General features: G+C 57.6%; 19 protein-coding genes, 1 tRNA gene and 1 pseudogene. 12 read left to right on the top strand and 9 right to left on the bottom strand.

Features of this window, described 5'->3' with window-relative positions; genetic code table 11:
• The first annotated feature begins 1 nt into the window (after position 1).
• Positions 2 to 466, top strand: coding sequence for a DUF2214 family protein (locus GGD40_RS18320; protein ID WP_179703551.1), 465 nt, complete (start codon positions 2 to 4; stop codon positions 464 to 466).
• A gap of 107 nt (positions 467 to 573) precedes the next feature.
• Here GGD40_RS18320 and GGD40_RS18325 read toward each other — a convergent pair whose 3' ends face one another.
• The 4 genes and pseudogenes from GGD40_RS18325 to rnhA all read right to left on the bottom strand — a co-directional run.
• Positions 574 to 2,451: an ABC transporter ATP-binding protein gene (locus GGD40_RS18325; protein ID WP_179744460.1), complete on the bottom strand. Its 1,878-nt coding sequence runs from the start codon at positions 2,449 to 2,451 to the stop codon at positions 574 to 576.
• 480 nt (positions 2,452 to 2,931) lie between these two features.
• Positions 2,932 to 3,006, bottom strand: a tRNA-Val gene (locus GGD40_RS18330).
• Between the two features lie 48 nt (positions 3,007 to 3,054).
• The gene (gene dnaQ / locus GGD40_RS18335; RefSeq protein ID WP_179744461.1) at positions 3,055 to 3,789 is read right to left on the bottom strand and encodes a DNA polymerase III subunit epsilon; all 735 of its coding nucleotides are present in this window, start codon (positions 3,787 to 3,789) and stop codon (positions 3,055 to 3,057) included.
• Positions 3,790 to 3,891: 102 nt separating this feature from the next.
• Positions 3,892 to 4,293: pseudogene (rnhA, locus tag GGD40_RS18340) on the bottom strand (ribonuclease HI); the annotation flags it as partial.
• A gap of 215 nt (positions 4,294 to 4,508) precedes the next feature.
• Here rnhA and GGD40_RS18345 point away from each other — a divergent pair.
• Positions 4,509 to 4,769 carry a hypothetical protein gene (locus tag GGD40_RS18345; RefSeq protein ID WP_179744462.1) on the top strand — a complete coding sequence of 87 codons (261 nt, stop codon included), beginning with the start codon at positions 4,509 to 4,511 and terminating at the stop codon, positions 4,767 to 4,769.
• 315 nt (positions 4,770 to 5,084) lie between these two features.
• On the top strand, positions 5,085 to 8,228 hold the full coding sequence (locus tag GGD40_RS18350) for a DEAD/DEAH box helicase (RefSeq protein ID WP_179744463.1): 3,144 nt from the start codon (positions 5,085 to 5,087) through the stop codon (positions 8,226 to 8,228).
• A 386-nt stretch (positions 8,229 to 8,614) separates the two neighbouring features.
• On the opposite strand, the gene GGD40_RS18355 is transcribed toward GGD40_RS18350, so the two are convergent.
• The gene (locus tag GGD40_RS18355; RefSeq protein WP_179744464.1) at positions 8,615 to 8,902 is read right to left on the bottom strand and encodes a helix-turn-helix domain-containing protein; all 288 of its coding nucleotides are present in this window, start codon (positions 8,900 to 8,902) and stop codon (positions 8,615 to 8,617) included.
• Positions 8,903 to 10,282: 1,380 nt separating this feature from the next.
• Between GGD40_RS18355 and GGD40_RS36960 the strand changes: the two genes are divergently transcribed.
• The 7 genes from GGD40_RS36960 (at position 10,283) to GGD40_RS18385 (ending at position 15,262) form a co-directional block, all read left to right on the top strand.
• Positions 10,283 to 10,714 (top strand): DUF6088 family protein, encoded by a 432-nt coding sequence (locus tag GGD40_RS36960; protein ID WP_221303937.1) that lies wholly within the window; start codon positions 10,283 to 10,285, stop codon positions 10,712 to 10,714.
• Positions 10,715 to 11,245: 531 nt separating this feature from the next.
• A complete protein-coding gene (locus tag GGD40_RS18360) occupies positions 11,246 to 12,256 on the top strand; it encodes a hypothetical protein (protein ID WP_179744465.1) in 1,011 nt (336 codons plus the stop codon).
• A gap of 16 nt (positions 12,257 to 12,272) precedes the next feature.
• Complete coding sequence (locus GGD40_RS18365) at positions 12,273 to 12,563, top strand: hypothetical protein (protein ID WP_373565296.1); 291 nt, start codon at positions 12,273 to 12,275, stop codon at positions 12,561 to 12,563.
• Between the two features lie 262 nt (positions 12,564 to 12,825).
• A complete protein-coding gene (locus tag GGD40_RS18370) occupies positions 12,826 to 13,218 on the top strand; it encodes a hypothetical protein (RefSeq protein WP_179744466.1) in 393 nt (130 codons plus the stop codon).
• Positions 13,219 to 14,061: 843 nt separating this feature from the next.
• Positions 14,062 to 14,379, top strand: coding sequence for an ArsR/SmtB family transcription factor (locus tag GGD40_RS18375; RefSeq protein ID WP_179744467.1), 318 nt, complete (start codon positions 14,062 to 14,064; stop codon positions 14,377 to 14,379).
• Positions 14,380 to 14,394: 15 nt separating this feature from the next.
• Positions 14,395 to 14,829 carry a YeeE/YedE family protein gene (locus GGD40_RS18380; protein ID WP_179744468.1) on the top strand — a complete coding sequence of 145 codons (435 nt, stop codon included), beginning with the start codon at positions 14,395 to 14,397 and terminating at the stop codon, positions 14,827 to 14,829.
• Position 14,830: 1 nt separating this feature from the next.
• On the top strand, positions 14,831 to 15,262 hold the full coding sequence (locus GGD40_RS18385; RefSeq protein WP_179744469.1) for a DUF6691 family protein: 432 nt from the start codon (positions 14,831 to 14,833) through the stop codon (positions 15,260 to 15,262).
• Between the two features lie 157 nt (positions 15,263 to 15,419).
• On the opposite strand, the gene GGD40_RS18390 is transcribed toward GGD40_RS18385, so the two are convergent.
• The 3 genes from GGD40_RS18390 to GGD40_RS37365 all read right to left on the bottom strand — a co-directional run bounded on the left by GGD40_RS18390 (position 15,420) and on the right by GGD40_RS37365 (position 18,176).
• Entirely contained in the window at positions 15,420 to 15,785 is a 366-nt protein-coding gene (locus GGD40_RS18390) for a response regulator (protein WP_179744470.1), read from the bottom strand.
• A 148-nt stretch (positions 15,786 to 15,933) separates the two neighbouring features.
• The gene (locus GGD40_RS18395) at positions 15,934 to 17,478 is read right to left on the bottom strand and encodes an ATP-binding response regulator (RefSeq protein ID WP_179744471.1); all 1,545 of its coding nucleotides are present in this window, start codon (positions 17,476 to 17,478) and stop codon (positions 15,934 to 15,936) included.
• Between the two features lie 380 nt (positions 17,479 to 17,858).
• Positions 17,859 to 18,176 carry a transposase gene (locus tag GGD40_RS37365; RefSeq protein WP_218900925.1) on the bottom strand — a complete coding sequence of 106 codons (318 nt, stop codon included), beginning with the start codon at positions 18,174 to 18,176 and terminating at the stop codon, positions 17,859 to 17,861.
• An 82-nt stretch (positions 18,177 to 18,258) separates the two neighbouring features.
• On the opposite strand from GGD40_RS37365, the gene GGD40_RS18405 reads away from it, so the two are divergent.
• Positions 18,259 to 18,459 (top strand): hypothetical protein, encoded by a 201-nt coding sequence (locus GGD40_RS18405; RefSeq protein ID WP_179742400.1) that lies wholly within the window; start codon positions 18,259 to 18,261, stop codon positions 18,457 to 18,459.
• Here the strand turns inward: GGD40_RS18405 and GGD40_RS18410 are convergent.
• Positions 18,431 to 18,841 carry a response regulator gene (locus GGD40_RS18410; protein ID WP_179744472.1) on the bottom strand — a complete coding sequence of 137 codons (411 nt, stop codon included), beginning with the start codon at positions 18,839 to 18,841 and terminating at the stop codon, positions 18,431 to 18,433. The two genes, GGD40_RS18405 and GGD40_RS18410, sit on opposite strands and share 29 nt — an antisense overlap.
• A 1,503-nt stretch (positions 18,842 to 20,344) precedes the next feature.
• On the opposite strand from GGD40_RS18410, the gene GGD40_RS18415 reads away from it, so the two are divergent.
• Positions 20,345 to 21,106 (top strand): YoaK family protein, encoded by a 762-nt coding sequence (locus GGD40_RS18415; protein ID WP_179744473.1) that lies wholly within the window; start codon positions 20,345 to 20,347, stop codon positions 21,104 to 21,106.
• Positions 21,107 to 21,437 lie beyond the last annotated feature (331 nt).

A 21,437-nucleotide genomic window follows, 5' to 3' on the forward strand; every position in this document is an offset into this window, starting at 1 on the left:
CATGCTGGTTCGCTGGTTGCTTGCCGCCCTTCATCTGCTCGCTTATGGTTTTGCGCTCGCGTCGATTCTCCGGCGCACGTGGGCGTTGCGCCGCGCCGCCGTGCCCGCTGCCTTGCGCTCCGTGTTCCGCGCCGATACGCGCTGGGGCATTTCTGCGCTGGTGTTGATCGTGACTGGCTTGATGCGCGCTTTCGGCGGTTACGAGAAGGGCGCCGACTACTACCTCCACGAGCCGCTCTTCCACGTGAAGATGACGCTGCTGGTGGTGATTCTTATCCTCGAAGTGCCTTCCATGCTTGCATTGCTACGTTGGCGCGCGGCAGTCAGGAACGGCGTGCCGCCGGATCTGCGCAAGGCGCGTTCGTATGCACGCTACAGCGTGATTCAGACGGTGCTGCTGGTGTTGATGGTGTTTGCGGCGACCGGCATGGCGCGCGGTATTGGCTTGCCGGCGGGCGTGGTGTGAGGCAAGGGGAGGCGAGGTGATTTGATGTGATGGGTGTAGGTGGAACGCCAGAATAAAGCGCCGGTTAGCGACGGCTTCTGCCTGACGTCCCACCCATTTGCTGCAGTTTACTTCCCGACCAGCAAGCTGGAATCATCGGTTCGGCTGGCCCTGCTGCCGGCGCCGTCCAGCATGATGTCCGACTCGCCCAGACCCTTGATCAACTCCAGCGCCTGGCGTTCGAACAGCCGCCGGTACAGGCCGTTCTCGAGCCTGATCAGCGTTTCGTGACTGCCTTCCTCGATGACCTTCCCCTTGTCCAGCACGAGCAACCGATCGAGCGCCCGCACGGTAGACAGACGATGCGCGACCACCAGCGTGGTGCGGCCCGTCATCAGCCGCTCCATGGCGCGCTGGATCAGCACTTCGCTTTCGCTGTCGAGGCTCGACGTCGCTTCGTCCAGAATCAGGATCGGCGCGTCGGCGAGAAACGCGCGTGCAATTGCCACCCGCTGACGTTCACCCCCCGACAGCTTGACACCCCGTTCACCGACCAGCGTGTCGTAGCCGTTCGGCAGCTCGGCGATGAAGTCGTGCGCGCTCGCGAGCCGCGCGGCCCGCTCGATCTCGGCGCGACTCGCACCAGGCCGTGCATACGCGATGTTCTCCGCCAGCGACCGGTGGAACAGCACCGGCTCCTGCTGAACGATCGCGATCTGGCCACGCAACGACGCTTGCCGCACCTCGGCGATATCCTGACCGTCGATCGTGATCCGGCCGCCCGAAATGTCATAGAGCCGCTGGATCAGCTTGATGAAGGTCGTCTTCCCCGAGCCCGAATGCCCGACCAGTCCGATGCGTTCGCCCGGCGCGATGCGCACGGAGAAGTTGTCGTACAGCGGCCGGCCGCTCGCGCCGTAGTGGAAGGTGACGTGCTCGAAGCGGATCTCGCCCTTGCCGATCGCGATCGAACCCGCGCCGGGATGGTCTTCGATACCGAGCGGCTGGCTGTCCAGCGAGACCAGTTCTTCCATGTCGTTGACCGAGCGCTGCAGATTGCGGATGTGCATGCCGACCTCGCGCAGATAGCCCTGCAGCATGAAGAACATGGTCAGCGCGAACGTGATGTCGCCGACACCTGCCTCGCCGCGCGCCCACAGCAGCAGCGCGACGCCGAGAATCGCCGCCTGGATCGCCACCAGCATGCCGCCCTGCACGCCGCCGTTGATCGTGCCGCGCATCCACGTGCGGCGCGTGCGATGACGCCACTTGTCGATCACGCGCGCCAGCAGCGCTTCCTCGCGGTCTTCCGCGCCGAACGCTTTCACCACGCCGTTGCAACTGACCGCGTCGGCGAGCGCACCGCCCATGCGCGTGTCCCACGCATTCGCGAGACGCGCGGCCGGCGCGACGAAGCCGAGCGACAGCGCCACGGTCACCGCGATGTACAGCACCGAGCCGATGCCGACCACCGCGCCCATCATCGGCCAGCGCCAGCCGAGCAGGAAGGTGGCGCCCATCAGCATCACCAGGGACGGTAACAGCGCGATCAACAGCGTGTCGTTGAGCAGGTCGAGCGCCCACATGCCGCGGGTGATCTTGCGCACCGTGGAACCGGCGAAGCTGTTGGCGTGCCAGTCGGTCGAAAAGCGCTGCACGCGATGAAACGCATTCGCCGCGATCTCGCTCATCATTCTCAGCGACAGCCGGATGATGTTGAAGTACACGCCTTGCCGCAGCAGCGTGGCGCCGAGACCCAGCGCCGCGAGCACGCAGAAGGCCGTGACCGCCGCTTGCCACGCGAGCGCGTCGCGCGCCGAGCCGGACGCGATGGCGTCGACGAGGCGCCCGGCGAACAGCGGCGTGAGCACGTCGGCCAATGCCGAGAGCAGCACCAGAACCGTTATGACGCAGACGCGCCAAGGCTGCTTCGCCCAGTGAAGGAAGGTAAAGCCGAGGACGTCCTTGAAGGCTTGTCCACGAAAGTCGAGTTTCTTTTTAGTCATTGCCACAACCCGATGGCGCGCGAGCGCACCGGGGTTCCAGTCAGAAGCGAAAGGAAGAGACAGTTAATCCGCGTCGGTTCGAATCGAACCCAACCGAACCGGCAACGGGACTACGGACTGTCTGGAAATTGCGCGGAGTGCCTGTTCAGGCCAAACCGCGTAAGCGATGTCGCGGCGACCGTTACGGTCGCGAGAACGCTCGCGAAACCATGGCAAGGAAAGCGAGATGCATGCTGAACATGTGACGCCTCCCTGAGGTTGGTGAGGTGGAGAAAGAAGAGCGGGCGATTGCCCGAAAACCAACTATATCAGCAGTATTTGGCCGCCGCAATCGTACGAAGATTCGGTGTTGACGGCAAAGTCCTGCAATGCGAGTGCTTCAAAATAGCGTCTCGTTCGAACCCGAGAGACCAATTGAAAAAGGGCTTACGCATTGCTGCGTAAGCCCTTTTATCTTCGGTGATCGACACACCAAAATTCTGGTGGGTAGTACTGGGATCGAACCAGTGACCCCTGCCGTGTGAAGGCAGTGCTCTACCGCTGAGCTAACCACCCGAAGAGAGCCGAATTATGTCAGGGATCTTAAGGCTCGTCTAGTACTTTTTAAGCGGTTTGCTCATCCGCGGCCGGTGTCGGTTCGAGGCGCCAAACGCTCGTGCCTTTGACCGCTTTGTCGAGACCGTCGAGCACCGCCTGGTGTGCGGCGAGTTCGTCGTCGCTGGCGGCGACCACGACCAGATCGAGCGATTCGAACGCGACGCGCGGCGCATTCGCGTCGCCACCGCCGTGCGAGTCGCCGAGCATGTCGATGACGAGGCTCTCCTGGCCGCGCGTCATCGCCAGATAGACTTCCGCGAGCAGTTCCGAGTCGAGCAGCGCGCCGTGCAGCGTACGGTGCGCGTTGCTGACGCCGAAGCGGTCGCACAGCGCATCGAGCGAATTGCGCTTGCCGGGGAACATCTGCTTGGCGCGCGCCAAGGTGTCGATGATCTCGCCGCAATACGTTCTGACCGGCGGCAATCCCAGCAACGCGAACTCGGCATCCAGAAAGCCGATGTCGAACGGCGCGTTGTGAATGATCAGTTCCGCGTCCTGAATGAAGTCGCGAATCTGATCGGCGATCTCGGCGAACTTCGGCTTGTCGCTGAGGAACTCGGTGGTCAGTCCGTGCACGGCCAGCGCGCCCGGATCGCTGTCGCGTTCCGGGTTGATGTAGAAGTGCAGGTTGTTGCCCGTCAACCGGCGGTTCACCATTTCGACGCAGCCGAGTTCGAGAATCCGGTCGCCGGTGCGCGCATTCAGGCCGGTGGTTTCGGTATCGAGGATGAGTTGACGCATGTCGGTTTAGCCTGCTTCAGAATTCAAAAAAATTGCCGCGAAAATAATCAGGCGGGAAGGGCGCACGTGCGCTCAGCAAGCACGCAAGCATCGCAGCCGTCGTCACGCCTGCGTGAGCGACGCGACGCCGCGATTGGCCAGTTGATCGGCCCGCTCGTTTTCCGGATGCCCATTGTGCCCGCGCACCCAGCGCCATTCGATTTCGTGTTGCGCGACGAGCGCGTCGAGCCGTTTCCACAGATCGGCGTTCTTCACCGGCTGCTTGGCGGCGGTGATCCAGCCTTTCTTCTTCCAGCCGTGAATCCACTCGCTGATGCCTTTCTGCACGTACTGCGAGTCGGTGTGGACGACCGCTTTGCACGGGCGCTTCAGCGCTTCGAGCGCGCCGATCACGCCCATCAGTTCCATGCGGTTGTTGGTGGTGTTGGGCTCGCCGCCGAACAGTTCTTTTTCCTGGTCGCCGAAGCGCAGCAGCGCGCCCCAGCCGCCGGGGCCGGGATTTCCGGTTCTGTTACTTCATGTTGTTCATGTTCACGCTTGCTCACATTCGTGATTATAGCTTGGGCGGTCTCTTGCCTGCGGGCAAAAGACCGCGTCTATCAAACGTGCTCGTTTGATAGACGAGTGCATGAGAAATATTTTCCCTTCCCTCACCGATGGTTTGACGGGGCGTGATATGGCACTATTATTGAGAAGTTGCTTATGCGAGAGTGTTCCCCATGGATTCCAAACTTGCTGCAAAAACGGGTGTCTTGGTTGAAACACCTAAGGATGAGCGGTGTCTTTCATACTTGGTGTCGAAAAAAGGGGAGGATGCGGTTTGCGACGCTGTTGCACAGTTGGCCGGCAATAGAAAACCCTACGTTTCGAATATAGCGAGAATCTTGGGAGTCGAATTTCCCGACAGCGTTCAGCTGACGCCTCAGGAAGAAGGCCGCGCGAGATTGCGTGATATCAAGGCGATTCTCACAAAGAAGTGAATGGGAGTCCCGCTGCATGGAGTCCCCATCGCTGTTCCTTAGTTTTTGTTTGCGCTCTCGCCCCCAGTGACGCATCGTCATTTCAACTTGGCGTATCCTCTCGATTGCCTGAATCGCCGATAAGCGCGACAGGTGAAAATAAAGATATTCGAGAGGGGGCAACGGGTGCCAGACAAAACGCAAGTCTCAATTCCAGCAGTCCATGAAATTCACGCAAAGATTGAAGGTAACCCGGTAATTCAGCTTGCGAGAGACGTCGTCAGGAGCGACGCCTTCGTGGCGGCCCCAGAGGGGCGAGCCCAGAATTATGTCCTCTTGGATGACATCGCTGGCGAGAGGCTCGCCGTGGCAACCAAGACAATTGCTGTCCCACCAGGTGTAGACCGCGTACTGGTTATTCGAGACGCGACAGTGTTGCCGGAAACATCCGCGGACTGGGACTTGGCGGTACGCCCAACTCGGTGGTCTTATCCACCCGTATTTGACCTCGGCGCGGAATCTATCGAATCCAGCATTAGTCGGACACGCCAAGTTGTCGACAGCTGGAACAGCTCTTTCCAGTTCAAAGAGGAGTGGACAGACGACGAAGGCGTGATTCACCCGGGCCTTCGGCCACCACAGATGGGCGCCCTTTACGCGGCGCTCGCGCATTGGCGAGTTTCAACGAAGCCGGCGACTGTGGTCATGCCGACCGGCACAGGCAAGACCGACACAATGCTTGCGCTGTTGGTCGCTCAGCGCATTAGACGTCTGTTGGTTCTGGTCCCAAGCGACGCGCTTCGCGAGCAGGTAAGCGGGAAATTCGTGAATCTTGGCTGGCTCAAGAAACTGGGATTGCTCGGCGACGAAGGCCTATATCCGGTCGTCGGCCTCCTAAAAAAGATGTCGAAAGACCGCGACTCGCTTAATTTGATGCTGAATCGGTGCAATGTGGTTGTCGCGACCATGAGTATCGCCGCAAATAGCCGCTCGGAATTGCGTGCCGCTATCGCGCAGTGGGCAACTCACGTCTTCATCGACGAGGCTCATCATGTTTCCGCAACTACCTGGGCCGCGTTTCGCAAGGAATTCGGCGAAAAACCGGTTCTGCAGTTCACTGCGACGCCGTTCAGGTCAGACGGCAAGCTCGTCGACGGCAAAGTAATTTTCAACTATCCGCTGAGTCGGGCCCAAGCGGAGAAGTATTTCAAACCCATTCGGTTTCGCCCGGTTGTTGAATACAACGACGACGTCGCCGATATGCGCATCATGGAGGAAGCGGTGGCGGCGCTACGTAGCGACGTGGAGGCAAACCTCGACCACGTACTGATGGCCCGTGTCCGTTCGATTCCACGGGCCATCGAGGTATATCGTCTTTACAAGCAGCACGCACCAGACCTCAATCCACAGATAGTACATAGCGAACAGACGGATATCGAAAAGCTCGCGAGTCTGCGAGCACTGCGTGGCCGAACGAGCAGGATTATCGTGGCCGTCGACATGCTCGGCGAAGGCTTTGACCTGCCACAACTCAAGGTCGCAGCGCTGCATGACATGCACAAGAGCCTTGCTATTACGTTGCAGTTTACGGGCCGTTTCACCCGGAGTTCCGCAACTAACATCGGGGACGCTACAGTTGTCGCCAACATCGCGGATGTGGACGTTGCCGAGAACTTGCAGGCGCTTTACGCCGAGGATGCGGAGTGGGGTGAGCTCTTGCGCGTATTAAGCGAAGGGGCAACTGAGGCGGAAGTGCGGCGGTCGGAATTTCTCGGTGGATTTGGTGAGCTAGCTCCCAAGGTGGCATTGCAAAACATCTTTCCCAAGATGAGTGCAGTCGTCTATCAGACCGAGGGCACCTGGACTCCCGATAACATTGCCAAAGCTATCAAGCCCGCACGGATGTACGCGGGTCCATTCACGAACGTTGCTGAGAAAGTAGTTGTCTTTGTCACGAAGGACCTGGAGCAAGTTCCTTGGGGCGATGTACGAGACCTTAAAAACACGACGTGGAATGTCTTTATCCTCCATTGGAGCGAAGAGCAGCGGCTGCTCTTTATTAACAGTTCTGACAATTCTTCGGTTCACGAAGAGCTTGCACGTGCGGTTTGTGGACTTAATGCGACTCTCATCCGAGGCGAGCAGATATTCAAGTCCCTACACGGCGTTTCCCGATTCCTAATCATGAATCTCGGACTGCGCCACCTGATAAGTAAGACTGTGCAGTTCTCGATGCACAGCGGCTCAGATGTTGGCGCTGCACTCACGCTGGCGTTGCGCCAAAACAGAGCAAAGTCGAACCTGTTTGGACGGGGATATGAGCGGGGCGCGCGTGTTACGGTTGGCTGCTCCCAGAAAGGACGTCTTTGGTCGCATCGTGTTGCCTACGATTTGTCCAAGTGGGTCGATTGGTGCCACGAGGTCGGAGCAAAGCTGACAAATCCCGATATTTCCACCGAAGACATCTTCAAGAATGTCGTGATACCTGAGGTCGTGTCGGCGAGACCTGACGCAGTGCCGTTGGCTGTCGACTGGAGCGAAGAGATGCTGCATCGCCGCGAGGATTCGGTTGACATCGAAATCGCTGGCATAACCAGCAAGTTGTTTGAAGTAGAACTTCAGCCCGATACAGTCGCTTCGGAAGGCCCATTAAGAATCCGAGTGAGAACGCCGGATGCTGAGTCGGTTTACGAGATACGCTTTGCCGCTAATGACGTTTCCTACGTTCTGGTAGAAGGAAGTGCGGTCTACGTAGCAGCGGGGCGAAAACGCGAGTCGCTAGAAATCTGGTGGCGGGCGGAGCCTCCGACGGTCTACTTCTCCGACGGCTCTTCGCTCATATTCAACGAAGCCTACAAACTGCCGGCAACCGAGCGACGTGTGTCTTTCGCCCGTGAGGAACTTGTCTCGTGGGACTGGAACGGCATCAACATAAGGAAGGAATCGCAAGGTCCCACTAAGGCGCCGGACTCGATACAGCGGCGCGTCATAGACCGGCTGCTTGCGGTCAGCGGAGAAAACCGGTTTGACATCATCTTTGACGACGACGGCTCGGGAGAAATGGCCGACGTTGTCGCAGTAAATGTCCAAAACGGGCGAATCGAGGTTTGCTTCTATCACTGCAAATATTCGCTGCAAGATAATCCGGGTGCCCGCATCGATGACCTGTACGTCGTTTGTGGACAGGCACAGCGCAGTGTGTTTTGGAAGGGAGAGCCTGAGCGACTGTTCAGGCATTTACAGCTTCGTGAGGTCAAACGACAACGAACCGGCAGAACCCGATTCGAGCGAGGCGACCTTGCGACGCTCGCAACCGTAAGCCGGTCGCTGCGAGCGAATCGTCTCGCTCTGAAGATTTTTGTCGTTCAGCCGGGTGTAAAGGTAGACGAAGTAAGCCCGGCGCAACTCGAGCTTCTTGGTGTCACCGAGTTATATCTGCGCGAGACCTACGACTGCGAATTCGAATTTGTGGGCAGCTAGTTGCAGAAGGACCGCATCCTCGCGATTGTCGTAGCCTCGTGTTGATGCCTGTAGGCAGGCTAAAAGCGGTTGCCTACAGGCTGAATGAAATCAGCCGCCGCATCTCCGTCGTACCGTTACCTTGACGCCACCGAGCTCGCCGACGTGCTCGGCCTTTCCCTGCGCACAATCACCCTGCGAGCAAAACACCGACCCTGGCTGTTACCACCGTGCGCCGAACTTTACGACCGCGAACTTCTTCGCTGGCGACAGGATGTTGTCGCGTTATGGGTTCAGCCGTGCCACCCAGTGCGTTGACTCTTCAGCTTCTATCTTTCCGCTGGCTTCGAACTTTTGTCGTCTGGTGGCACGAGGGTTTTCCCACCCGGAGAATGGCCCGGAGCTCTTTAGGTCGACTTTCTAGAGGGTCGCCGCCCCAATTTTAGGGTCGTCGGCGGCCCATCGTGCTCGGAAAGCAAATCAGTCAACTCGACCTCGAGCGCAACAGCTATCGCCACCACGGTATCGAGCGTTGGGTTGATTATTTGTCGTTCGAGCTGACTGACGTAGGTACGATGAAACCCCGCTCGTTCGCTAAGTTCTTCCTGAGAAATGCTGTGCTTCGCCCGGAACGACTTTAGGTGGTCCGAGAGGCGTTTGCGAGCAGCTTTTTGTGCTTTTTCGAGCTTGTCCATGTTGGACGAAGCATCGCCGATTACAGCTTACTAATCTACAGATTGAAAATCTACTGTTTTATAATCTACTGTGTTTACATCTCATCATGGCCTGGCTAAACTGAGCTGCATCGACGCCCGGCAACGGCTTGGTCCTCCGGACATCTGACGTTAGCTCGCGTCGACCTCTTCAACGAACGTCCAAAGGAAAGTCTTGGATGGTCAAGATTTCGTCAAAGGAGTGCGCTGAGGGCGTCGGTCCGTACGGGGTGTTGCTATGGTCTCCGCGTAAGGCAGTTGAATAATGGTCGTGCATGTAGTCCCCACCTTAGCGTCGCAGAGAGTAGAGCTTTTTGACTGGCGCATCCTGCGAACGGCTGCTGGGTCCTGTCATTTCGTGGGTTGCAGGACAACACACGGACGGGGACGGGTGAGTTCCGCAATCAAATTGTTTAACCCTACAGGCCAGTTTGGCCTTACGCGCTCGGACACTCTTTACGTCCTTGAGGGGCCCAGCTCGTTTTCCTTGGCCGCGCAGGCTGTGTGGCTGCAGTGGTGCGCTAAGAATGAGGTGGAGAGCTGGGTTGACGTCACTGACAAATGGATTTCGAAGACGGTAGCCGAAGACCACGCTTCGTCACCGAACCCGGACGCAAACGTCAAGTGAGACCCCGCATCATGACGTCACCGGCATAGGCACGCTGGCGATACTGAGGGAAGCTGCGACCAATTGGTTGCGAAGCAACAGGAGTAGTGATGTCGGTTTATGCGGTAGACCACACAACTTTTCGGCAGGGCGAGGACATCGCTATTTGCGTGTGTGTCGGTCGGTTCGGCTCTAATTTACGGTGGGAGCAAGAGTTGTACACCCGTTGCATACAGCACGGCGGCGCTCCAGACATATGGGCTGACGCGTATCACGCATTGCACCGCTATGAAAGCGCTCAGCTCATATCAGACGCTGGTCCGGTAGCGACAGTCAGGCATGAAGGAGCGACGAAGCGAACCCGGGTAGTGAACGTCACTTGCTTGATTGAGCGCGCGCGAGGGTGTGTGCAAGATGCTGCCGCGCGCTTTACTGTGTCCGTTGACTCCGTAGGGCGGGTACGCGGAGAAGCGGTTGCGACTGGCCAGCCAGCAGCCAAAATCGCGCGCATGCGCGTCGACCCATCGCATTCGGCTTCAGAAATCGGTCTCGCCGTGCTGCTTCATCTGGCTAGTAGGGAGCACCACTCAGCAGTCGCGGACCTCATGCATCGAATGCGGCGCGGCGACAAACAATAGGGCCTTGTCTTCTATGGGCTGGTGTCGGATTGTGCTTTGGAAATCGGTCCAGCGCTGAGAAATACCGGCACTGGTTGTTACGTCAATCAGGTGCCGTACAAGCAAGTCAAGAACACGATGAAACTTGAAGCGCGCGTGCTGCGTTCAATCGCCAGGCGCCACAGCATCGTGATACTGCGCTCAGAGCTGGCGCGATTGGGTAGCCCCGCGCAGCTTAGTCGCGTGCTGGCGAAGCTCGTCCGCACGGGAGCGTTAGTGCGAGTCAGTCAGGGCGTATATGCGAAAACGAAAGTAAACAAGTTCACCGGGAAACTGGCGCCAGCCGCTCCTTTCGAAACAATCGCGGCGGAAACGCTTCGAAAGCTACGAATCGAGGTGACGCACGGGACGCTGGCAGCCGAGTACGACCAAGGTCTCACAACGCAAATTCCTATGCTTCCAATTGTAAGCACGGGACGTCGGCGTATAAGTCGAAAAATACAAGTCGGTCGAAAAATCTTGCTGTATGAGCGACCGCCTGCGCGGGCGCGTAAGGGGACGATGCGATGACTGCATGCGACGTGGGAAATGTTTGAAAATGCGGACCCGCAACGGGAGGCGCTCGTGCAGACAGAAGTGGCCGTGTACCTGGGCGACTGTACTGGCGCCACCTTGCTCGTTGTTTGCGACGGAACATCGGTCGAATCAGAAGGGACGATATGGCAGCGTGCCGCAGATGCGCTCGTGAATCCGTCACCTCGGGGCCCTTACCCTGTGTCCGACCGTTTTACGATGTTCGTGCATGAAGCGCGTCTTGAGCCGGGCTGGGGTGACGTTGCGCTAGTTTCGATTTGCATCGACGCCATGTGCAGGGAATCGCTCGTCCATGTGAGCGTGCAAAGTAAGCAATCGCTGGCCGAACTTGCGCCCATCTCATTTACTGTAGGAGATGACGTAGTCACGATAGCTCGCGCGGTGCTGAGGGCACTTTCATGACCAGGTCTTTGCCGCAAACGTGGCGCGAAAATTCGCCGTTACTCGCTGTACCTTTGAGCGCGGCCGTCGTCGGCTACCTAATCGGTCGACTGCTCAGGGGGCGGGATGGCTGATACCGGATGGGATATCGCCATGCGGCGAATCGACGCCAAATATGATTTGCCCCAATTCGTGGCTTCATCGCTTGTGCGAAAAATGGCTGCGAACGACTTCCGACTGCCGGCGGAAGACCGTGCCAAGTATCAGATGCTCCCCGACGAGGTCGTATCGCGCATCGAAAAGATTGTGCGCGAAGCTTACCTAGACGCGGGAGAAGATGTTGGCGGCGCTGCTCTGCGCGAGCACCTTTGGCAGCAAGCCAGACTTGCTCGCCGCGCAATGATTGCAACTGGAGACCTGATAACTCCAGCTGACTTCAGAAGGCAAATCGGCGTGTCTGAAACGCAACTTGCAGCGCTCATCGCCGACGGTAGTGTGTTCATCGTGGAGGTCGACGGAGATTCATACATTCCCGCGCTACTCGCCCATACAGCACACAATCGGGAACGTCTGCAGACAATCTGCCGAATCATTGTGCCCGCTCCCCCGATGAGCCGACTCGATTTTTTGACGTCGCAGCAAGGCAGTTTGAGCGAACGCCGCCCGTTCGAGATGCTCGACGATGCCCGTGACTTCAGTCTGCTCCGAAGAACAGCTGCTGCATGGGCTGCCGAGTGGTCGCGCACGTCAGTAAAAATATACGAAGGCGTGCACGAGACTGAGCCGGGCGACGTTCCGCCGATATACACGGCGAGCGCAGAAATTGACCCGCGCCGACCACTTTGGGAGCGGGCATCGGAGGCGCTTCACTTACACGGATATCAATGGCCGCTCGGCCCATATCCTGACGTCCGAAGCTTCACCCTCTTCGTTGAGCGGCGAACAGCTGGAGATGCTATGCCGACGCCTGATGCTTGCGTGCAAATTGTAGTCCATGGCGAAGATATCGGCATCCGCATTGTCGCTGCGCCCGGCACGACGCTTATGTCAAGTACGACTCGTGCAGGAAATCACAAAAGTCTTATTGATATTGCGAAGCGAGTCATTGCTCATCTCATCCATGCGAAACGTACCTGACGACTTCCCTCGAGACGTGACACCGGCTTCGCTCGCCGGCGCACAGCCGAAGCTCGCCGGCCGTCTCATTGAAGGCAGGTTTCTAGTCGGCCAGACCGACGAGGAGCGCTACGAGCGATGGGACGTGTGTGAAGACCTAGCGCAGCAGCTTGTCGCCAAGGCTCAGAACGACGCAGCCAAATTTCCGCAGAATTCGCACGATGTGACGCTGCGGCGCATAAGACGCGCTATCGAAGGCAAAGGATGGATGACGGTCGTCGAATGTGATTGGTTGATGGTGCGCTTGCAGACGTTACTGGGCTGGTAGCAATCATTTGAAAACGGGCTCGAAGGTGCATCGACTTTTTGCCAGCGTGGACCGATAGCTTGCGTGTTTGACTACGCCAGCACTCCCCCTGTTTCCATCAGGATAGACGTCAACCAGGCCATGACCGCCACGAAGGTGCGACGATGCTTGAAGTTGAGCATGCTCGTGTTGTAGCGAGCGGCTTCTCCTCGACATTCGGCCATTCGTGGTGAGCTTACAGACGACGTTTTAGTCGCTGCCATCAAAGTGCTGGAGGTTGCTTATGCCACTTGAAATATCGTTTTACGATGGCGAGTATTACGGCGACCGCCCTGCGCCAACGCACTTGTGCAGTATTGAAGGCAGCGTTGTGCCCGATGACCGGCCGCCCTTTGATACTCTGGAAGAGGCCTTAAGGCTGCTCGAGATGTGTGCCGACAAATACAGCACGCCTCGTCCGCGCGACACGTGCTTCTCGGTGTTTATTGGTCGCAAAATTGGCGATACGCTTAAGCCGCTGGCACGGCTTTACGTGTATGCCCGTGATGGGTTTGCAAGTGCAGGGGTAGTTGGCTTGGGCCCTAGATGGGACACCGAGCCTGTCTTGTACTCGCCGGATGACGATGTCGTGACGATTGTGCTCAAAGTTTTCGCCAAGCTTTACGACCAGCGTTAGCTGTCTACGCTTGCGCAGTCGCGAGTCAGTTCAGTGCGACGCGCCGTAAAGGTCGCCCCAGACGACCGCCGCTGCGACTACCGACGCGTTGTTCGGCACGTTTGGCGTCTCTTTCGTTTTGTGCCGAAGATACTTTGAAATCAACCCGTTGTGGATGCTTCGATGCAATGGCTATTGCTCGCAGGGTGTTCGCGGCCGGGCTGCCTCAGTGAGCAGCGCTAAATTCAGCCAAAGTCCCTGAGCAGTCCCGCAATCCCCAAGTCTTCATCGATTTGGTTCCCAATGCAGGCCTCTTGATGTAAGGCGCACGGAAGCGCGCCGCTCAGCCATCGAACGACTTCGTCAGGTTGGTTTCAGGCATGTGTACTGGGGATTTTTAGCATCCTTCGTGTCGCGGCATTCGTCCGTGATTTCACCCACCCCGACCGGAACGCGGACGCTTTCCGGCAGACCTTGCCGCGAGAGTGAAATCGGCCCCGTATCCATGGCGTTGTAGCGAGACAGCAGGTTGACGGCGGTCAGTGCGATGAAACCAGGAACGCGGAAGGGGCGTGCGTTTTAGCAGCCGCGTCAAGTGTTGCTACCGGTACTACATGCACGCCCGTAGGTCAGATGCCCCCAGTCCTGAAAAATTTTCAGGCTTTTCCTGGCCGCGCTTTGGCGCAGAAGTACCGGTGTGCCGTCGTCTCTCCCCATTGCTCATGGCGACATGACAAGTAGATGGGGCAAATAGAAGGTTGGATGCCGGGATGAATTGCGACCCTCCTGGACTGCGAAGTCATTCTGCTCACAAACAATATATATTTATATATAATAAAGGTATGTGAAATATAGGATGGCAAAATGAGGAAAAAGGCAAGTCCAATTGACCTGTCGGAGATGCAGGCCTCGGCGAAGAAGGCCTGTGCGCTGCTGAAGGTGCTGGCTAATCCTGACCGGTTGTTGCTGATGTGCCAGTTATCCCAAGGCGAGTTGTGCGTGAGCGACCTGGAAGAGCAGTTGGGCATACGTCAGCCCACACTCTCCCAGCAGCTCGGCGTGCTTCGCGACAACGAGCTCGTGCAAACACGCCGGGAGGGCAAAAGCATCTTCTATTCCATCGCGAGCATGGAAGCGATTGCAGTCATGAACGTGCTGTACGACCAGTTTTGCGCCCAATGAAGATGAGAGGGGACCATGTCGATTGATATCGCGAGTTTCACGCCGGGCCTGTCACTGACTGGCGGCATGGTGATTGGCGGCGCAGCTGCTGTGCTGGTTCTCTTCAACGGGCGTATCGCCGGCATCAGCGGCATTCTCGGTGGCCTCCTCAACATGCCACAGAAAGACGCGGGATGGCGTGTCGGCTTCATTGCGGGGCTTGTCGGGGCTCCCGTCCTGGCAGGCTTGCTGGGTCACCCGATAGCGCCTGATATCCACGCTGGGTGGAGCGAAATACTTGTTGCCGGCTTTCTGGTCGGCATCGGCACGCGTTACGCGAGCGGTTGCACAAGCGGGCACGGTGTCTGTGGCATCTCGCGAGGGTCCGTCCGGTCGCTTGTTGCGACGGCGACATTCATGGCAAGCGGTTCTCTGACCGTGTTCGTGTCCAGACATCTGCTGGGAGGTTGACATGGGTTTGCTCACAGCCTTGCTTTCAGGGCTTCTGTTTGGCGTTGGCCTGATGGTGTCCGGCATGGCCAATCCGGCGAAGGTGCTCGGATTTCTCGACATCGCGGGGCGATGGGACCCGTCACTTGCATTCGTGATGGTCGGGGCGATAGCCATCGGCTCGTTTGCATTCCTGTTTGCAAAACGCCGCAAGAAATCCCTGCTGGGTTTGCCCATGCAGATTCCCGCCAGCACCAACGTGACGTTGAGACTCGTACTGGGAAGCGCTGCGTTCGGCGTCGGCTGGGGGCTTGCAGGGTTCTGCCCGGGACCCGCGCTGGTCGCACTGGGCGCTGGCTTTCCGAAGGCGTGGGGATTTGTGGCCGCGATGCTCGCCGGCATGATTGTGTTCGAGTTAATTGAGCGCGCGAAGCTGGGTTGGCAGCAAGCGTGAGGGGCTGCGAGGGCTCTCTTGGACGCGGACCAAGGGACGGCGCGATATCAACAACCGCAGGGTAACAGGCGCGAATCGTACGTGCTGGCAACCCGCAGTTCGTACTGGGCATGCTTACGGCAAACAAGTGGAGCCTGTTTGCTAGCTAAATTCGCTGTCATCGGTCTTCAATCAGCCGGATGATGTCTTCCAGTGTGACCGGCTTCGTTACGTGCAAGTCAAAGCCTGCGGCTTTTGCCTGTTGAACATCTGATGTGCTGCCCGAGCCGCTTAACGCAATCAATCGGGTTCCGGCAAGCGACGGGCTTCCTCTCAATTTCGCCGCCAGTTGACGGCCGCTCATCTTTGGCATGCGCTCATCAATCAAAGCGACGTCCGGGATAAATGACTCAACAACCTTCAGCGCTGTGGCACCGTCGCAGGCCAGGCGGACTTCGTAACCTTCGAGTTCCAGTAACATCGACAAAGCTTCGACGACATCCAACTGGTCGTCAACAAGCAGGATTCTTTTTTGAATAGACATGGTGACTTTTCGAACCGGAGGACATGGATTGATTCTGGTGCAGTTGACAACGGTACGGTTTCGCGGTTTGCCAAGGTGTCCGGATGCCTTGTATGAGCCAACCTGGACCAGGCAATCGACGCCCCGACGATGACTACGTTCATTCAAATTATCGCAATACAACGCTTGCGAGCAAAGTGACCAGCTTACTCGACTCAACCGGTTTTCCGATATGGCCGTCGAAGCCCGCTGCGTGGGCGCGAAGTCTGTCCTCTTCGCGAGCGAATGCAGTCAGTGCAAACGCCGGTGTCTTTATCCCGTTGTTGCGGAGTGAGGCAACAAACTGGTATCCGTCTTCATCAGGCATGCTGATGTCAGAGAAAATTGCATCGACCGTGTGGCGCGCAAGAATCTCACGTGCATCTTGGGCTGACGCAGCCGCATAAACCGTAAGATTCTCATGCCGGAGGATTAGAGAAAGTGCCTCCAGTGAATCTACGTCATCGTCAACCAGAAGGACTGACAAGTTGCCTGAGGACACGCTAACGCTGTCTGTGCCGACAGATGCGTCATCCGGCGGCATCGCAGATACGATTGTTGGCAACGTGACCGTGAATCTGGAACCGAGCCCGGGGCCGTCGCTTTCCGCAATGATAGTGCCTCCGTGCATCACGACCAACTTGCGCGCAATCGCCAGTCCGAGCCCCAGGCCGCCATGCCTGCGTGTCGTGGACCCATCGACCTGTTCGAACGCGGTGAATATCCTGTCGAGAAAAGGCGCAGGGATTCCTTCTCCGGTATCCGCCACACAGACCTTGACCTCGTTGTTTTCTTCCCAGACTGATACTGTGACTGTGCCGCTCGGGGCTGTGTACCTCAGGGCGTTGCTGAGGATGTTGCCAAATACCTGACGCAGGCGCTGCCTGTCACCCGAGACAAAAGCCGTCGCGCCCAGGCGGCGAACAATGTTTATATTCCTGTGTGCGGCGAGTGGCTCGATTGCCTGAAGTTCGACTTCAAGAACGTGCGCGGGCAAGACGTCTTCCCGGTGTATCTCGAGCTTGCCGGCGGCGATGCGACCGGTATCAAGTAAATCATCGACGAGGCGTGTCTGTGATGCGATATTGCGCCGGATAACCGCGATGCAATGGCTGACGAAAGCGGGCTCACCGACGCGCCGTTCGAGCAGCTCTGTCCACATCTGTATAGCGGTTAAGGGTGTGCGGAGTTCATGAGACACAGTTGCAATGAACGTGTCCTTCAGCGCATTGGCAAGTTCGGCATCGCGTCGCAGCAACTGCTCGTGCTCGAGCAGCCGGTTACGCTCCCGCTCAAGGCGTTTCTGGGCCGAAATGTCGATAGTGATACCGTCGAAGCGAACCGGCTGGCCCGCGTCATCGTAGCGGGGGCGGCCTTTGGCTCTTATCCACCGGATTTCACCCGCCGGTGAAAGTGCCCGGTACTCGATGTCGTAACCGGTACCGTCGAAAACGGCGGCTTCTACGGCAGCGCGCGTGCGTTCACGGTCATCCGGATGCAGCCTTGAATAGAACAGTTCAAAATCGACCTCAGCGTCCGGATGCACCCAGAAATGTTCGGCGCATTTCGCGTTCCAGTAAATTTGCTTCATCGGAACGGGCACATAGAACGTACCAATCTCGGCGGCTTCAATGGCAAGCGCCAGCCGCTCATTGAGCTCTGTTGCTGATTCCAATGACGAATCTGTACCCGGTGCTGGCATCTTCTTTTCTACCCCTTGAGGGTGCGCTCGTTCAGTCTTGCTTGCTCCGCCGAAGCATGTGTTTTTTAGCCTGTTGGCTGGTCTCGACCAATCCGCAGACGCCGAGGTCGCGAGACGTGACGCGAGCCATGTACGTTCAGTACGACGATGCTGGGTCCGTAGTGTTCGTTGCGGCGACCGCAGCCTTTCCTCCATTTCGGGAAGAATGATGCACGTGCTCGATATTTACAAGCTGCCGCGGCTCTGGTGACATCACGTCGTCGCCTGAGGTCTGCATGAGCACCGAGCGCTTCCGGTAGCCGATGGCAGCAATGGCGTGTATGCAGGCATTGGTGACTTATATAGCCAGACTGCTACGCGGTCGGACATCCGCCCGGCGTAGCCGGCTTTTGAGAGCGTGACTTTGCCGTCTCGGCTTCCAGTCCGTAGATTTTGAGAACCTGGTCAAGGACACCCGCGCGCTTCCATTGCAGTTGCTTGATATAACACGTCTGCTCCGGCGGAAAGGACGCCGGCAGATGGTGCCATTTTTCGCCGTTGACGTGGACCCAGAGCACTGCGTCAAGAATTTGCCTGGCTGGCCGGGCAGGACGTCCGAATCGGGGAATTGCATCTTCCGGGAACAGGTGAGCAACCCGGGACCAGTCTTCATCGCTTAAAGGAACGTTCATAGCCGTAGTCTGAGGTCATATTGCAGATTTTACGGAGCGCCTTCCCTCCCGTTCAAATCGATTGCATAGCGCCTGGAACGGGATGGCCTACTTGTCAGGAGATACGCAGGGGCATCGAAAACGGATGCGCTTAAATTTTGCACAGGCCGGTCACAGCTACTTGATGGACGCCACGGAAGAGCCGTCTGCTGCGGCAGTCGTCAACAGTTTGCAGGACATCAGTGTGCGTGCCGGAAGCCTCAAACCGGCGTTGGCTATCCGCCTTGGCGACGCTTACCGTTGATGAGCTGAAGCCTTATGCGGCGGGCCTTCTGCTCGTCTTCGCATAGCTGTCTTGCTGTGGTCAGAAAGAGTTCGAGCGAGCACGGTTTCCGAAGAAAAGCGTTCCAGAGAGCGTCGTCGGGCAGCGCATGGACAGAACTGTGAACGACGATTGGAAGGCTTGCCAAGCGGGGCTGCAGTCGCATCTGACGACACAACTCTGCTCCGCCCATAACAGGCATTGTCCAGTCAGTAATCACAAGGTGCGGGAGATGCTCTGCGAGACTTGCAAGCGCTGCGCGACCGTTGTGCGCACATCTGACGTCGTATCCCTCAGACTCCAAGATAAGCGACCAGGCGGTGCTGACATCAGGCTCATCGTCTACAAGAAGTATCGAGTACATTTCGCAAATCTTTAACTAGCCCGACGCATCTTTTATCGGCTGAACAGCCTGGTTCCGCAAGCGGTTCAGCCCCCCGAACCCTTCCGGTCAGCCGGTTGCCGGCTACCTCAGGGCAATATTGCAATCAAATGTAATTTCTTACTGCAAAAGTGTTCCGTAGCTTGGTGAGCCTGCTTGTCAGCCGACGCGGGAATCTTGGTCAAAGAAATTCAGGCTCGTTGAAGCATTTATCGTACCGGGAATAGGGGTCGATGAGACGGCAGCGCCGCACGTGTGCCGGCGCTGTCGGTTCACTTCTCACCCCAAGTCAGCTCGCGTTTGCGCTTGACAGGATATTTCGCAGCGTCACATGCCATCATCTTTGGTGCGACGAATAGCGAAAAGTGGAGACCTAACAACGGGCAACTATCGCTCGCACCGGCGGGAGGCTCGACAAAGCCGACTCACGCTGCTGTTGTCATGTCCCTTGATTTATCAAGACTGCCCGCTTGATTTGGGGCGACGGAATCAAGCTTTCGGCTGCCTGCACGGCTGGAAGATAGCTCTGCCAGCGAATGGACAAAAAATAGCCCGCACCGTGCGGGCTGAACCATATCGGCGGGGACATGGAGGAGACGTTGAGAGATGCTACCGCGAAAGTATCGGACACAAATATTGCCGACTTGATTGCGACGCCCGTCAGAAAGCAGGTTTGGGATATGTCGGCAGGTCGGGTCCCTCACTACAGAGTGCCTGGTTGCATTTCGCGGGGAATGAAGGCGTCGCCGTGTGGACGCTACAGGCATCACAGACGGAGAAGGTGAGGCCGCTGCATATAATTCCGACAGCCTAATCGGTTTGGACTGCATATTAAAATGAATTATGTCTCACTTACTGTTGTCTGGCGACGGCTGCGGACTTTTTCTTGCGTTACGGATACAGGGCGGTGAATCGGAGCAGCGCATCCGCTGAACTGCTGGCAAGTACTCAGTTTGCACAGTTGTGCCCGGCGAGCGCGGGATGCATGAAGAAGACGCTGTAAAGTCGGAGGCGGCTTTGCTTCGCAACCAGCTTCGGCGTAGACGTCGAGGCGCACCGGGCGTGCACGTTCATCGCATGAAGAACGACATACCGACGAAATGCGAGCTTACGCCTGCTTGTCTTTTCACGGCTTATACTTTCGCAGCTTCGCCCGCTAGATAAACGAGCACCGTCCCTGATGACGGTAACCCCTGTTGCGGACCAGAGGCAGGCTGCGCAGTTAAAACCGCAGGTAACGCGACACACGTGAATCAATCGGATTTGAAAATCCCGTTTATTGCTGGCTATGTCCACTTGGCCACATCGACTGAATGTTTTGCCTGCCACGGACCTTGGTTTAGGGAGGCGCGTTCTCAGGCTCTTCTGATGCGCGAGAGCGAGCCGTCCGATGCGGACCGGATGACTGATAGACTGGCGTGTACGTTGCCCCACGCGCGTTCCAAGCGTCTTGGGGTGTCGTTGTCTTGAGAGCGGGTCGAAATCATGCCGATAAACTATCTCCGAACCTTCACTTCGCCCACACGCAGCGACAGCTCAAACCGGCGGCTCGGATGCGCGCTGGCTTTTGTAGCTGGCGCTGCCAATGCCGGTGGATTTCTTGCCGTTGGTCAGTACACCTCCCATATGTCTGGAATCGTATCGTCGTTTGCGGACAATCTGATTCTCGGTCAAGTAGCGCTCGTAGCTTCCGCAGCAGGGTCGGTTGCCGCATTTCTTCTGGGTGCCGCGAGCTCGGCAATTCTAATCAACTGGGGACGCCAGCATGGCGTACAGAGCGTCTACGCAACGCCTTTGCTGCTGGAGGCCATTCTGCTACTGTGTTTTGGCTTGTTGGGAGCGAACCTCGAAACCCACCGCGTTTTTTATATGCCGCTGACAGTGGCACTGCTTTGCTTCGTGATGGGTCTGCAGAACGCGATGATAACGAAGATTTCGAAGGCCGAAATCCGGACTACTCACGTGACAGGCTTGGTGACCGATATCGGCATTGAACTGGGCAAGAGCTTGTACTGGAATCGTGGCATGCCGCTGACATCCTCTCAATACGTCCGGGCTGACCGACGTAAGCTTGCGCTACTGACTTCCTTGCTCTGCTCGTTTTTAGCCGGCGGTGTTGCAGGCGCGTTTGGTTTCAAGCAATTCGGCTTCATCGCTACAGTGCCACTGGCTGCGGTGCTCCTTGTGTTCACCGGGGTGCCTGTCGGTGACGACCTGACGACCTTGCGACGCCGCAGACGCCTCTGATTTAGCTGTCCATCTGCTTACGTGACCGATGGTGACGACCCAGTTCAGGGTTGTCCGTCTTGTCGCATTCGCCTCTTTTCAAACGACACGGGAGCACGAGCTCGTCATAGACACTATGTGTTCCGTCGTGGGCGTCTATAGTTGAAGAATGGGGAGTCTGGTTCGACTGGCTCGCGAGCAGGCGCTTTCTTACCGGCTAACGGAAAAGTGGCGGTTTGAGCACGATGATGGCGAGAATGACTGCGCTTTCCCACAGCGCACCCTGAGCACATTGTGCGCGCACCACGAAAGGCAAACATTGCAGGCGTGCAGTGAGTCGGACCGTCGGTCC

The sequence above is a fragment of the Paraburkholderia bryophila genome (genome assembly GCF_013409255.1).
GTDB lineage: Bacteria > Pseudomonadota > Gammaproteobacteria > Burkholderiales > Burkholderiaceae > Paraburkholderia.